This window comes from Pseudomonas sp. 18173, from assembly GCF_050432945.1.
Lineage (GTDB): Bacteria > Pseudomonadota > Gammaproteobacteria > Pseudomonadales > Pseudomonadaceae > Aquipseudomonas.
Window position 1 is genome coordinate 73,170 of sequence record NZ_JBKFTN010000008.1, and the last position, 14,452, is coordinate 87,621.

10 protein-coding genes are annotated in these 14,452 nt (G+C 62.4%); 2 read left to right on the forward strand and 8 right to left on the reverse strand.

Going from position 1 to position 14,452, the window contains the following annotated elements; genetic code table 11:
* Positions 1 to 25 precede the first annotated feature (25 nt).
* The 4 genes from ACLD1X_RS11435 to hflK (ACLD1X_RS11450) are packed head-to-tail and all read right to left on the reverse strand — an operon-like array spanning position 26 to position 5,986.
* On the reverse strand, positions 26 to 1,936 hold the full coding sequence (locus ACLD1X_RS11435; protein ID WP_429367663.1) for a cation-translocating P-type ATPase: 1,911 nt from the start codon (positions 1,934 to 1,936) through the stop codon (positions 26 to 28).
* A complete protein-coding gene (hflK, locus tag ACLD1X_RS11440) occupies positions 1,933 to 2,991 on the reverse strand; it encodes a protease modulator HflK (RefSeq protein ID WP_429367665.1) in 1,059 nt (352 codons plus the stop codon). The genes ACLD1X_RS11435 and hflK (ACLD1X_RS11440) overlap by 4 nt, the downstream gene beginning before the upstream one ends.
* A complete protein-coding gene (hflC, locus tag ACLD1X_RS11445; RefSeq protein ID WP_413422909.1) occupies positions 2,988 to 4,031 on the reverse strand; it encodes a protease modulator HflC in 1,044 nt (347 codons plus the stop codon). Before hflC ends, hflK (ACLD1X_RS11440) begins: the two co-directional genes overlap by 4 nt.
* Complete coding sequence (gene hflK / locus ACLD1X_RS11450) at positions 4,028 to 5,986, reverse strand: protease modulator HflK (protein WP_429367668.1); 1,959 nt, start codon at positions 5,984 to 5,986, stop codon at positions 4,028 to 4,030. Before hflK (ACLD1X_RS11450) ends, hflC begins: the two co-directional genes overlap by 4 nt.
* 214 nt (positions 5,987 to 6,200) lie before the next feature.
* Between hflK (ACLD1X_RS11450) and lpdA the strand changes: the two genes are divergently transcribed.
* On the forward strand, positions 6,201 to 7,601 hold the full coding sequence (gene lpdA / locus ACLD1X_RS11455; RefSeq protein WP_429367670.1) for a dihydrolipoyl dehydrogenase: 1,401 nt from the start codon (positions 6,201 to 6,203) through the stop codon (positions 7,599 to 7,601).
* A gap of 136 nt (positions 7,602 to 7,737) precedes the next feature.
* Here the strand turns inward: lpdA and ACLD1X_RS11460 are convergent, their stop codons facing one another.
* The gene (locus tag ACLD1X_RS11460; RefSeq protein WP_095945943.1) at positions 7,738 to 8,211 is read right to left on the reverse strand and encodes an Lrp/AsnC family transcriptional regulator; all 474 of its coding nucleotides are present in this window, start codon (positions 8,209 to 8,211) and stop codon (positions 7,738 to 7,740) included.
* Between the two features lie 145 nt (positions 8,212 to 8,356).
* On the opposite strand from ACLD1X_RS11460, the gene ACLD1X_RS11465 reads away from it, so the two are divergent.
* Entirely contained in the window at positions 8,357 to 8,986 is a 630-nt protein-coding gene (locus ACLD1X_RS11465) for a LysE family translocator (protein WP_429367673.1), read from the forward strand.
* 3 nt (positions 8,987 to 8,989) lie between these two features.
* On the opposite strand, the gene ACLD1X_RS11470 is transcribed toward ACLD1X_RS11465, so the two are convergent.
* The 3 genes from ACLD1X_RS11470 to ACLD1X_RS11480 form a co-directional block, all read right to left on the reverse strand.
* Positions 8,990 to 11,104, reverse strand: coding sequence for a hypothetical protein (locus ACLD1X_RS11470; RefSeq protein ID WP_429367675.1), 2,115 nt, complete (start codon positions 11,102 to 11,104; stop codon positions 8,990 to 8,992).
* Positions 11,091 to 12,287, reverse strand: a complete 1,197-nt coding sequence (locus ACLD1X_RS11475) for a DUF3142 domain-containing protein (protein WP_429367677.1) — start codon at positions 12,285 to 12,287, stop codon at positions 11,091 to 11,093. The genes ACLD1X_RS11470 and ACLD1X_RS11475 overlap by 14 nt, the downstream gene beginning before the upstream one ends.
* 109 nt (positions 12,288 to 12,396) lie before the next feature.
* Positions 12,397 to 14,427 (reverse strand): pyridoxamine 5'-phosphate oxidase family protein, encoded by a 2,031-nt coding sequence (locus ACLD1X_RS11480; protein WP_429367679.1) that lies wholly within the window; start codon positions 14,425 to 14,427, stop codon positions 12,397 to 12,399.
* Positions 14,428 to 14,452 lie beyond the last annotated feature (25 nt).

Genomic DNA, 14,452 nt, shown 5'->3' on the forward strand with positions numbered 1-14,452 from the left:
ATTACCCGGTTTAGAGCATTCGCCTTCAGGCTTCGTCCTTGAGTTTGAGCAGTGGCTCCTGGAATCGCAGCAAACGACCGGCATTGCCCAACACCAACAAGGTGCTGAGGTTATGCAGCAACGCCGCAATCATCGCCCCGGCAGCGCCAAGCCAGCCGAACGCAGCGAAGGCCACGATCGCCAGGGTCCAGCCCAGTCCGATGATCACATTCACCTGCAACGTCTGACGGCACTGACGACTCAGGCGCACGCAAGTGCCAAGGCGGCGCAAGTCACTGCCGATCAGCACGATGTCCGCTGATGCCAGGGCGATGTCTGCGCCGCCGGCGCCCATGGCCACACCGACCACGCCGGCCTTGAGGGCCAGTGAGTCGTTGATGCCATCGCCGACCACCATGGGCCGGAAGCCGCTATCGATCTCCTTGAGCACACGGTTGAGTTTGTCTTCGGGCAGCGCTTGCGCTTCGACGTCACTGATCCCGACATCCCGGGCGAGCGTTTGCGCGACGCTGTGCCGGTCACCGGTGAGCAACAACTGGCGACCCAAGCCAAGGTCACGCAACTCGCTCAAGGCAAACTGCGCCTCGGGTTTGACGCTGTCGGCCAGCAACAGCCATGCGAGGAACTCACCGTTGAGTGCCAGCCCAGCAATCGGACCGTCGTGATCGGGGACCGTCGTTGTGCTGATGCCCAGTTGCGCGAACAGCTCCGGCCGGCCGAGCGCGGCCTCGCCCTGCCCGGTCATCGCCACCACGCCCAGGCCCTGGCGCTCATGGATGTCGGAAAGCAGCAGGAAATGCTCCTGGGTCACCAGCCCAGCCAGCGCACGGCTGACCGGGTGACTGCTGGCCGAACCGAGGCTGGCAGCCAGCTTGAGGACATGGCTGCGATCCTCCAGCGGACTGTCGATGGATTGCAGGCGCAAGGTGCCGAAGGTCAGCGTCCCGGTTTTATCGACCACCAGTGAGGTAAGGTCGGCCAACTCTTCAAGGAACGCGGAACTGCGGATCAGAATCCCGTGGCGTGCTGCAACGGCCACCCCGGCAATCGCCGTGGCCGGTGCCGACAACACCAGTGCGCAAGGACAGGCCGCCACCAACACCGCGAGCATCGCCTGAGCGTTGTTGGTGATGAACCAGGTCACGGCGGCCAGCAGCAACACCAGCACCATATAGCTGCCGGCGTAACGCTCCAGCAGACGTGTGATCGGCGGCTTCGAGCGCTCGGCGTTTTGCATCAGGGCGATGACTTTGCCGAGGGTCGACTCCTGGCCGGTGCGGGTCACTTCTACTCTCAACAGACCGTCGAGGTTGATCGCACCACCGAACACCGACATACCAACGCCCGCCTCCATCGGCACCGATTCGCCGGTAATGGAGGCGGTGTCCAGGCTGGCCTGACCGGATAACACCCGGCCATCCGCTGGCACCCGGTCCCCGGCGCGCACCTCGACCAGATCACCGGCCTTGAGCGTGCTGTTGTCGACTTCGATGATGGAACCGTCCGCCTGCACCTTGCGCGCGTGGCTGCGGGTCAGTTTGCCGAGGGCGTGAATTGCTTCCTGGGAACCGATCACGCTGCGCTCTTCCAGCACGTGGCCGAAAATCATGATGATCGGCAACAGCGCTGCGGTCAGCAGATCGCCAGTGGCCCAGGCACCCAGCATGGCCAGGGCAATCAATTGATCGGTGATGCCGTGCAGGCTCGGATAACGCAAGCTGTACCAGGCCGAGCGCATGACCGGCACAGCGACCAGCAACGAGGCAAACCCCAGCAGCAACTGACTGACACCGGTCTGCTCCGGCGCCAGCCATCGCCAGATCAGACCCAGCGCAAGCAGGCCCAATGCAAGCATGGCCAGGGTCAACTGGCGTGCGGCGCGGCGCTGTTCGGCCGAAGACAACAGGCTCGGTATGGCAGCAGATTGAGCGGTCATTGTGCAGCTCCCTGAATGATCAGGCGGGAATCGTCTTTGGGATCGACCGTCGTCACCGAACCGGCCTGGCCGAGAATTTTCGGCATCCGCTCGCGATAGATGCGCAGCAGCATTTGCGGGTCAGTCCCCTGCTGCTGCGCTTTGGCCAGGCTCAACACCGTGGCGGTATCTGCCGAGGCTTTGGCCAGTCGCTCGCTCGCCTGGGCATGGGCCACTTGCAGCGTACGGTCGGCTTGCTCGTTGGCGGTCTGGGTCAACTTCTCGGCTTCGGTGCGCGCATTGGCGACAGCCTTGTCGGCTTGCTGGCTGGCCGTGAGTACCGCGTTGAAAGCATTCACCGCAGGGCTGGGCAAACTCGACTGCACATCCACCCGCGCCACTTCGATCCCCAAGCCTTGCCCTGTTGCAGTCAGTTCGGCCAGCCGTTGATTGATGCCCTGCACCAGGTCACCACGCAAGCGCTCGCGTCGTTCCGCGGCCTGGCTATCGGCGCCGATCAACTCCGGACGAGCGACCAGAATGGTGTCGAGGTCCCGCGCGGCCGTGAGCGCCACCGCGCTGCGGGTCACCAGACGATCCAGAGCCGGCAACACGTGTTCGCCCTGAAGCACGAACGCATAAGGCTCGGTGACTTTGTAGAAAACCCGCACATCGAGTTGCACCACTCCGGCATCACCGGTTAACAGATAGCCGGAACCTGCGAGGGCATCGCTGATGGGTGTGGCAAAACTAGCCACCCGATCTGCCTGCACCGCGGCACCACTGCGCAACAGGCTTTCCACTCGGCGCTCGATTACCCGATCCGCTGCCGGCAACAGAATCACCTGCTCGAACGGCTGCGGCCAAGCCAATAAAAGCCCGGCATTCTGAATGCGATCCAGTGCACCGAAATGCAAAACCACGGCGCGATTTTGTGGGTCGATCTGCCGCACATTGGAAAACGCCCACGCCAACGCCGCCAAAACCGTCACCGCGTACAGGGCAATAAACGCCAATCGCCCGGCCTGAATCCAGGGGCTGCTCAACTCATTTGTTCCACGTGGAACCAAATTCATGGCTGCGATCCGGACTTGTTGTCGAGGCTCGGCGGACCATCCACCAACACCCTGAACGGGGCGGCGTCGGTACGCAGAATCAGCTTGGTTCCCGGCGTCACCACCGTGCCCAAAGTGTCGAGCGAGCGCAGCAAGTTGTAGAGCTGCGGCGATCCAGCATAGGCACGTCCATAAATCTGCGCCGCTTCGACTCGCGATTGTGCTTCGATATCCGCTGCTTTCACGGTGGCATCGGCTTGCACAATTCGCGCATCTCGCTCGGCGGCGGAACGAATTTGCGCAGCTTCGCGCTTGCCGATTGCAGTACGTTCAGTGGCGATGGTTTCACGCTCGGCGCGCATCCGGTCGACGGTCGCGGTGAGCGTCACCGATGGCAGCGTCAATCGTTCGATACCGACCTGCAACACGCGCACGCCATAAGTGGTGAGCAGTTGCTGATCGATCTGCTTGCGCAGTTGTGCTTCGAAATCGGCGATGCGCACCTGGCTGGCATCGGTATTCACCAGGTTCGCCAGATCAAAACTGCTGGCGGTGGTTTCCAGTGCAGAGCCGACAAAAGTACGAATCTGCCGCGCGGCTTCATCGGGCTGGTTCTGTACCGCGCGCATGAAACGCTGCACGTTGTCCGGATCGCCCTGTACCTGCCACGCCACATAGGCCTGGACGATGATGCGCAGACCGTCCCGGGTACCGACATCCTGCAAACCGCTGGACGTGGTGCGCAGCCGCAGATCCACCGGGATCGCCGCCTCGAACGGTGCCGGCCAGCGCCAACCCAGCCCCGGTTCCAGCAAGACGCGTGAAGGGTTGCCGAAACGTGTGATCACCGTGGCCTCACCCGAACGCACCTGCACCAGGCTCGCGGCGGCGACCGCAAACGCCACCAGCAATGCAGCCCAGCCCATGCGACGCCACGGGAATGGGCCGGCCTCCTGCGGATCGCCGTGGTGATGATGGTGATGGCCGTGGTGGTGATGCCCGCCATGGCCGTGATCGTGGCCGGCGTGGTCATCGTGATCGTGAGTATGGGACTGGCTCAATTGGCAGCTCCTGGCTGAGCGGTTTTACGCGACGGCGCAGGGTCAACCGGCAGCGTGAACGTACGAAGGTCGATGGTCGGCGCATTGCTGCTGCCGCCCAGGCGATGATCAAGAACCAGCAACTTGGCGTTGGCCAAACCCTGGGACAGCTGACTGAAATACTGCTCCAGCACAAAGGCCTGGCCAGCGCTGGCGTAGGCTTTCTGTTCGGCGCCGAATTTCAGGTCCGCCGCCTGGGCACCAGCATTGATTTCACGGGCGCTGGCCGTCGCCTGATCGCGGGCGATGCTGGACTGCAACTGCGCCTGGTTGGTGGCTTCGGCAGCGGCGCCGCGCTCCCGGGCGATCAACGCTTGCGCACCGATCTGTGCCGCTTGCACGCCGTGATAGGCATTGGCTGCACCGGCCGGCGGGTGAATTGCCTCGACCACCGTGGCGAGAATTTCCACGCCGCTGTCGAGCTTTTGCAAGTCGGCCTGGACGGCTCGGCCGATTTCTTCAGCCAGCCCTACCCTGTCCTCGCCGAGCAAACCGTCGAGGGTGCGCGAGGCGAAGTCGTGAACCAGGATTCGGCTGGCGGTGCTGCGGATCAACATCGGTACATCGGCACTGTTATAGGTCGCGGCCAATGCCGCCTCATCGCTCAGACCAATGCGATAGACGAAACGCACGTCCATGTTGACGATCTGAAAGCTCTGCTTGTCGGCTCGGCTGCTGGCGATCACCTGGGACTTGTCGTTCACATGGCTGGCATCCCACAGGCGATTGGCAATCGCCGGGGCCGGGCCTTCGGCAGGGTCGGCCTGAACAGGAGCAGTGGTTTCGCCAACACTGGTGGCCAACTCATGAACCACGCCATTCTCGACGCTCAACACCCGGCCCAATGGCCATGGCAAGCCCATATGCAAACCGGGACCAAACACTTCCACAGGCTTGCCGAACCGCTCGTAGATGCCACGCCCTTGCAGCGCAATTTCGTGAATGCCGGTCAGCGACCAGCCAACCAGCGCGACCACCGCCAGCACCGGCAGGAACGCCCGGCGCATATAAGTGAAGGCCCAGATCTGCCGCAGATCGATGCCGAAGCGGTTATGCAATTCGTGCTGCAACGCCAGCAATGGCTGCGGTGGCCAGCGCAGCATGTCAGCGACAAAGCTGCGCGCCAGCAGCTCCGGCTCAAGACGTTCGCGGCGCGGGCTGAACAATGACAACACCGCGCGCAGCAACAGTTCCGCCGCCACCAGCCCCGGCAGCAGGCCGATCAACACCGCCAGGCGTACGGGCCATACCGAGGTTTCATCGGCAAACAGCAGACAAAAGGCACCGAGTACCAGACTGATGATCACTACACGAATCAATTGAGCCAACGCGGCGGCTTCAGGCCATTGCGTGGGGTTTTCCTGCGCCAGATGGCGTTCCGTCACCAACAGGCCGAACGCCAACAGCAATGCGCACGCCGCTCCGACGGTGGCCGTCAGACCCAACACTGCCGGGGGTAAGGTGAGATTCCAGGCCTGTTCTACGCCCAATATCGCCAGCAATGCCCAACCGCCAAGCCACAGCGTCGGCGCGCCGATTTGCCCGAGCAAGTGCCGGGATTGCTGGCCGATCCGGTCCAGCAAGCGTTCATACCACCCGGCAGGGGCGACAGGCTCGTCGACAACGACCACCGGCACCACGGGATTCATGGCGCGGGCACGCCACCGGGCCACCCACCAGGCCGATTGCACACCCGCCATCAACACGACAAACGCCATGCTCAGGTTCAGCAGCAACGCTGGCCACAATGTTTGCGAGGTAAACAGCCCGGCAAAAAGCGCCAGCAGCACACCCACCGTCGCGAGTACGCCCGCACCGATGGCGAACTGGCGCAACCGCCGCCCTTGAATGAACGCCTGCTGAAAGCGCGGCAGCCCGGCTAACGGCGTTTCATCAACATCGAGATCGACTTGCATACCACCCCAGAGTGTCTTCGCTTACATGGCAATTCGTTACGATATAACGAAAATGGTGAAATTTCCGTATTCAAGCGCGCTATCTAAAAATGCCCAACCTGTCGCTTACCTGAAGCCTTGACCGAAATGCCGTAGAACGCACATATTACGTTCGTAATTTTATTCAGGGACTACTTTTACCGATCTCTTACCCTTTCGATCCAGGAGTACATTCATGAGCACTTATGACGTCGTGATACTCGGCGGTGGCCCCGGCGGTTACAACGCGGCGATCCGCGCCGGACAACTGGGTCTGAAGGCCGCCTGCGTGGAAGGACGCGCCACGCTCGGCGGCACCTGCCTGAACGTCGGCTGCATGCCATCCAAGGCGTTGCTGCATGCCTCCGAACTTTACGACGCGGCCATGGGCGCGGAATTCGCCAATCTGGGGATCGAAGTCAAACCCAAGCTCAACCTCGCCCAGATGATGAAACAAAAGGATGAAAGCGTTACCGGGCTGACCAAGGGCATCGAGTTTCTTTTCCGCAAAAACAAGGTCGACTGGATCAGAGGCTGGGGCCATATCGACGGACCGGGCAAAGTCACGGTGACTGACAGTGCTGGTGGCAAGACTGTACTGAGCGCCAGGGACATCATCATCGCCACCGGTTCCGAACCCACGCCCCTGCCCGGCGTGGACATCGACAACAAACGCATCCTCGACTCAACCGGTGCCCTGGCGCTGACCGAGGTGCCCAAACACCTGGTAGTGATCGGCGCCGGCGTGATCGGCCTGGAGCTGGGTTCGGTATGGCGACGCCTTGGGGCGCAGGTAACGGTGGTCGAGTTTCTCGACCGGATCTGCCCTGGCGTTGACCTCGAAGCCGGCAAAACCCTGCAGCGCTCCCTGAGCAAACAAGGCTTGAGTTTCAAGTTGAGTTCAAAAGTGACCAGCGCCACCACCTCCGCCACCGGCGTGCAGCTCAGCATCGAGCCTGCCGCAGGCGGTGCCGCAGAGTTGCTTGAAGCCGATTACGTGCTGGTGGCCATCGGGCGCCGACCTTATACAAAGGGCCTGGGCCTGGAGAACGTCGGCCTCGCCACGGACAAACGCGGCATGCTCGCCAACAAGGGGCATCGCACCGAAGCGGTCGGGGTCTGGGTGATTGGTGACGTGACCTCCGGCCCGATGCTCGCCCACAAGGCCGAGGACGAAGCCATGGCCTGCGTCGAGCAGATGGTCGGCAAGGCTGGCGAGGTCAATTACAACCTGATCCCCAGTGTGGTCTACACCAAACCGGAGCTGGCCAGCGTCGGCAAGACCGAAGAGCAGCTCAAGGCTGAAGGCCGCGCGTACAAGGTCGGCAAATTTCCCTTTACCGCCAACAGTCGGGCGAAGATCAACCACGAAACCGAAGGCTTCGCCAAAGTGCTGGCCGATGAGCGCACCGACGAAGTCCTCGGCGTGCACCTGGTCGGCCCGAGCGTCAGTGAAATGATTGGCGAGTATTGCGTAGCCATGGAATTCAGCGCCTCGGCCGAGGACATCGCCCTGACCTGCCACCCACACCCGACCCGCTCCGAGGCCTTGCGCCAGGCCGCGATGAATGTGGAGGGGATGGCGACGCAGATGTAAGGCAATGGAATGGCGTTGACTGAGCCACCGCCTTCGTCGGATCGCCGCCCGGAGCAAGCCCGCTCCCACAGTTGATCTGCTGCATTCACAAAACCAATGTGGGAGCGGGCTTGCTCGCGAAGGCAGGCAACTCGGTCTAAAGCGGCAAATGCTCCAACGGCAACGCCCCCGGCGCCTTGACCGTGTGAATCGCGAAGTTGCTGCGGATGTCGCTCACACCCGGCAGCTTCAGCAAACGCCCGGTGAGAAATCGGTCATAGCCACGCAAGTCCGGCACTACCACCTGCAGCAGAAAATCCGACTCCCCTGACACCAGAAACGCCGAAATCACCTCGGGCAAGGCCGTCACCGCCAGGCGAAAGGCTTCGGCCTGTTCGTCGTTATGACGCTCGACCTTGACCCCGACAAACACCGTCAGCCCCAACCCCACCTCATCGCGATCCAGGTTGGCCTGATAACCGCGAATCACCCCCGCCTCTTCAAGCATCCGCACCCGTCGCAGGCAAGGCGATGCAGACAGGCCGATCTCGTCTGCCAGTTGCACATTGCTCAGGCGGCCATCCCGTTGCAGCGCGGCGAGAATCTTGCGGTCGTAGGCATCGAGTTTCATGGCTTGGCAGATCCTGATGGTTAAAGTGCGATTAAGTGGCAGATTATGCCAATACAGAAGCCGATAGAAGCGAACAACGCAAGCACCTGCCCCGCCCTCCAGCCCTAGACTGGTACGACCGAATCGACAACGAATGGGGTGCAACATGCAGGGGCTCTGGCTGTTTTTCATGGCGCTGGCGGTGGTCTATCTGTTGCCGGGGCCAGACATGATCCTGCTGTTGCAGACCGGTGCCCGCCAGGGCAAATGTGCCGCGCTGGCCACGGCCGTGGGGTTGGGCATCGCCCGGGGTTGCCATGTGGCATTGGCGGCGCTGGGGCTGGCGGCACTGTTCAAGGCTGCGCCCTGGACCTTCGACGTGGTACGCCTGGCTGGTGCTGCTTACCTGCTGTGGATCGGCATTCAATGCCTGCGAACCACGATGCTGCCGAGCTTGACCGGCGCCGACACAACCAACGAAAAACCGCGCTGGGGCGCCGCCATTCGACGCGGACTGCTGACCAACCTGCTCAACCCCAAGGCACTGTTGTTCTGCTCGGTGTTGCTACCGCAATTCATCAACCCACAGGCCGGGCCGGTGCTCGGGCAATTTGCGACCTTGGGCGTGGTGCTGGTCGGTGTCGGTCTGCTGTTCGACAGCGCCTACGCCCTGGTCGGCGCAGCGCTCGGCCGTTGGCTGCAACGCAGCCCCTCAGCCCAGCGCCTGCAACAATGGTTGTTCGGCAGCCTGTTGATCGGTTTCGCCGTACGGCTGACCTTTGTGCAACAGGCTTGAACCTCACTGCGACTTGCGGCGGCGATTGAACAACCACAGCGCGGCAGCCGCGACCGCCATTACGCTACCGACCTGTAGCGGCGTCTTGTACGGGCGCAAGGCCGAACGCGCAGCGTCGGTGACTTGGGTCACGTAGCGCTTGTCGGCGTTCTCGAAGTCGGGATACGGGCACTGGTGACCGAAATCGGCGGCCCATTCCACGTAAGGCCCTTCTTTGACATAACGCTGATAAATCGCACTTTGCTCCTCGAGGCTGCTGTTCCACCCCGACGCCTCGCACAGCACCGCCGCAAACGCCTGGCTGGTGTGAGGCAGGTTATCTGCCGCCTTGCTCGCCAGCGCCGTGGCCACGAAGCGATAGTGGTAACGCTGGTCAGGTTGGGCAGCGCTGGCCTGCTGACGTTTGACTTCGTCCTCTGCCACCAATGGACCGACCTTGAGTTCGGCGTTTTCGAGAACGTAGTTACCGCCGAACGTGGCGTAATCCGGTGCCATTTCATAGCCCAGAATGTCCATGCCCCACTCGCGTGCCGTCCAGGCTGCATTGAACAGCGCAGCGGCGCGACGGGTCGGCCACCAGGCCGAATCGGCCGCCAGACGTTGCTCGCCATACAACCTGGCCTTGTGTCGCAAGCCGTCATTGTCGAAGTAAGGCAGCGCTTGCTCGTAATGCCCTTCGCGCAACAAGCGCCGCCCCAACAGATTGCGCAGGCTCGCCGCAACCGGCAAGGGTACGTAGTTGTCGCGGTCCTGCTGGCTGAGCGGCGGCGGGGCCGGCACTTGTGTGTCGACGTAGTGCTTGAGTTCTTCGAGGGTCAACACGCGCTCGGCCACGGCGGCGGCGTCGAACCAGTAAATGCTTTTACTGCGATACAACTGATCGAAGGCTTGCAGGTAATCCCCGCGTTGCAGGGCCAGGATCGCACTCTCACCCTCGACACGGCATTTGGGCTGCAGCGTTTCGTAATCGTAGTCCGGGGTCCGTCGCCCGCCCCAGGATTCATTCTGCGGGAAGGCCTGTGCCGCTTTGGCATAGGCTGCGGCGGCCGCGGTTTTATCGCCCTCGCGCACCGCCAGTTTTGCCCGCAGCCACCAGGCCAACCCGCCATCGCCGGCATGTTCGAGGAAAGCCTTGGCGCTGGCGTAGTCGCCCTGTTGATAATTCATCGCCGCCAGGCGGTCGGCGTTTTCGAGACTGCCACGGGTGCTGTTTTGCAGCAGCTTGATCATTTTCTGTTCGTTGGCGGGTTGATCGCCGAATGACCAACCCAACCGACTGATCAGCGACGCCGTCACCAATTGCTGCACCGGCTGGCCCTTGAGCAACTCGGCTACTTGATCATCCGGCAGCGCCATCAAGTCCGTCATCAATTGCTTGAGCGAGTCATGGCCCACCGTGGAGCCGTGCAGATTTTGCGTGGCGTACAACTCGACGGCACGGTTCCAGTCCCCGGCGGTGCGCACCACCCGCGCTTCTTCGCCGAGGCTGGCGACACCCAGTTCCAGTGGATCGCTGAAGCCGTCGATGCTCAGTTGCCGGGTTTGCTCAAAGGCCTTGCGCGATTGTTCGAGCAAATCGGGACTCGCATCGACTTCGACGCTCATGGCAAATAACGCGCGCCCCAGCGAATACGCCGCCCAGGTGCTGCGCGCAGCCCGTTGTTCTGCGGGCAAGGCCAGCACTTTCTTGAAATACCCGGCAGCCAGGGCCGTATCACCCACGTCAAATGCCACGGCGCCCGCCAGGTACAACCTGAGCTCAGGCGGCAGTTGCGCCCCTTCGGTTTCAACCTGACGGGCATCGGTCAGGCTGCGCAGGTGTTTCACCAATACTTGTTGCTCAGCGGAAAGTCCCGCCTGCTCGGCCAGATCCCGCTGTGCTACCAGGTCAGGTTCATCACCGTAGTGGACGCCTGCGGTGACATTCTTCAATCCTTTGATGGCGTGGCCAAGGCGGTTGATTTCGAAGCCGAAGTTGCCTTCCGGCAGTTCCGCCAGCGACTGGCCACGGTTATCCAGCAGACGCATGGGAAAGTCCGGGCCGCAGGCCAGTGCCGAACCCAGCGGCAGGCTGAGGCTCAGGCAAAGTAAATGACGCGGCCAGTTACGGGTGAACATTCGAACCTCCTTGATCAATGTGTGCGCAGCGAGCCCAACCAATGGCACGCTGTCCGCCGGCCGGTATCCGGCCGTCGCGCAGGCGGGTGAAGGTAAGCAGATCCGGGCGCTGTTGCAACGAGTAACCGGCCAGGGCGTCGGCCCCCTCACAACCACTGACCGCCAGTGTCAGGCGTTCGGGCCAGGCGCTGTCGAGGTTGCCCTGGTTGCTGATGCCGATGTCATAGAGGCCATTGTCGGCCGAGAGTTTCAGCGTCAATCGACTGTCGAGGACATCTCCACGAGCCACGGCGCGCAAGGTGGTCAGACTCCAGGCCCGGCGGTCGTTGGCCAATGGCAGGCGAAACCAGATCAGGCCCGCCAGATGTTTCAGTGGATCGGCACGCAGTTCGCTGCCGAGGGTGCGCAATGACTGAGGGTCGGCCAGTAATTCCTGGCGCAGGCCTTCACGCTCCAGGGTCACTTCGCTTTCCACAACAGGCGCACCGCCCGCCGACGGCAGCAACGCCACGCCATAGGCCGGCAGCGCCAGATAGAAAGGTTTAGTCGTGACGCGGCTCCAGGCCTTCGCCCATTGCCGGGCCTGATCGGCATCAAACAAACCTCGACGCGGATCGCTCACCGCGTGCACTTGCAACACGCTGCTGTCGACTGTGGATAACAACGCCGGCAGTTCGCGGCTGTCGAGCCAGGACGGCAATGCGGTGATGCTCAGTGGCAGCGAAGGCGGCAATGCTTCGCGCAAATACGCGAGAAATTCGCGGTACGCCGGCAGCCGGGCATTACCCGCATCGTGGTCGATTTCCACGCCCGCGAGGTTCAGGCCTTGTCCCTGCCAATCGCTGATCACCCGACGGATTTGCGCTGTGATCTCGTCCTGATCCAGCGCCTTGAGCTGCCCGTCCAGGCGAACCACCGCAATCACCGGCCGGCCGTCGCGCTCGAGCAACTGCCAATCCACCCGGGCTCGGCTCCAGCCCGCGTTGGGGAAGGCCTGCAAGGCCAGCACCCGCAATGTCGAGAAGTCTGCGCGGCTGTCCCTGAGGGCGACGTCGTGGGCCGGCGTCCACTGCCGCTGCCAGACGTAGAGTTGCTGATCCAGCGGTGGTGCGTCCTGTCTTTCGCAACCTGTGGTCAGCGCCAGCACCATCAGCAAGGCGATCGAGCGAGTGAAAAAAACCATTAAAAAGCCTGTTCCTGAAATGCAGAAAGGGCCTATACGGCCCTTGATCGTTCTGCCCCTACCCTACTCAGCCATCGACCGGCGGGCAATGTTCGCCTGCACGCTTGCTTCAGATATCGAGCACCAACGGCTGCGCTCCCTGCGCCGGAATCGCACAGCAAATCAGCACGTGTCCGTCATCCGGCACCTCTGCCGGCGGCAGCGGGTAATGCACCTGACCGCTGATCAAGCGCGTCTTGCAGGTGCCGCAGGAGCCACCGCGACAACTGAATTCCGGACGCAGGCCACGGCTTTCCGCCAACTCCAACAAGCTGCCGCCCTCCGGCTGCCAGCGCGCTTCCTTGGCTGAGCGCTGGAACACTACCGGCACTGACGTGGTAGCGGCTGGCGGTTGCTCGATGACCACCGCATCGGGGTCGGGGCGCCGGCGCAAGGTGGACGGGCCGAATGTTTCGGCGTGAATCCGCGAGTCGCGAATGTCCAGTTCGCGCAGGCCGTCGTACAGCGCCTGGGTAAAACTTCCGGGACCACAGACGACAAAATCCGGCTGATCGTAGTCCTCGACTGTCAGCAGATCCTTGAGCAGCGCGACGTCGATCCGCCCACGGAGGTCGAAGTCCTCTCCCTGTATCGCTTCGGCTTCCGGCTGGCTGAGCAAACGCACGACCCGCACCGCGTCACCGGCGTCTTCGAGCAAGCGATCCAGTTCCTGGCGAAACGGCTGGTCGGCCAGTGTGCGCGAACTCTGGATAAACCATGTCGGGCGGATACGGCGTGTGCGCAAACCCTGGTAAACCACCTCCCGCAGCATCGACAACAGAGGTGTGATGCCCACCCCGGCCGCCAGCAACACCAGTGGCCGACGCTCATGGGGCGCCACGGTGAAATGCCCTTGCGGCGCCCGCGCCTCCAGCAGGTCGCCAACCCGAATCTGCTCATGCAAATGCGTAGACACCTGCCCGTCACGCTTCACGCTGATGCGGAAAAAATCGTCGGATGGCGCGCTCGATAAACTGTACGTGCGAATGTGCACATCACCGTCAATGTTGAAGCGCAGGGGCAAATGCTGCCCGGCCTGAAACAGTGGCAACCCGGCTCCATCAGCGGGCTCCAGGTAAATCGAACGAATGTTGTGGCTTTGCGCTTCAATCCGCGCCACCCGCAACGGCCGCCATTGATCGCCCAGGGCCTTGGCCTGCAAACGCGCGGTGGCCTGCTCCCATGTGCCCGTGAGCAAACTGGTGGGTGATACGCCGTCGAAGCGCCAGCGCAACGCCAGGGCAGCCGGGCGCCGTACGACTTGCTCGATATCGATGTTCCACAGGCGCTCGGCCCCTTGGAACGCCTCGACCTGCGGGCCCTCCAGGATGATTTCGGTCCGCCCGCTGAGCTGCAGCAAATCACCGGTATTGAAGTCGATGAACAACAACCCGGCCCGGGGATTGAGCAGCAGATTGCCCAGGGTGTTGAAGTGCAGGTTACCGGCGAAGTCCGGGATGGTCAGGCGATTGCCTTCCACCCGTACGAAACCGGTCTGGCCACCACGGTGCGACACATCCACCGAGCGTTCGCCATCGACGTCCACATAACTGGCAACGAAGAACGTGTCCGCTTCGGCGATCATGGCCTTGGCCGCGTCGTCCAGTTCGCTGAAATGTTGCGCGACTCGCGTCGAAGGGTCGGCCAGTGGCACCGAGTGAAACTGGCGCAACTGAATGTATTGCGGGCAATTGCCGAAGGACTGATCCACCGTCACCGCGAAACCGCCGGTTGTCATGGCGCGGACATGCCCATTGATGCGGTTGCGACGGCGGGTATGCAGTTCGATGCCCAACAGGCCGATCGCCGAGCCGTCGCTCAACTGCGCTGGATCATCATGGGCAGGCAGGCTGCGAAATTGCAGCAGGCCCGGTTCTGGCGAGTGAGCGAAACCGGGCTGGCCTTCAAGGATACTGGCCCAGGGATGACCGTCGGCATCCACCGCTCCGTACAGCATGAACGGCAATTGCTGATAGAACGTGCGGTGCTGGTCCGGCATTTCGCTACGAATCACCTTACGACCAAACACCTCCATTCGTTCGGCAACGCCTACATGCGCCTGCAATTGTTTCTCGCCGGCATGCCAGGGTGAACGGTCCATACGGATTCTCCCCTGCGCCACTGGC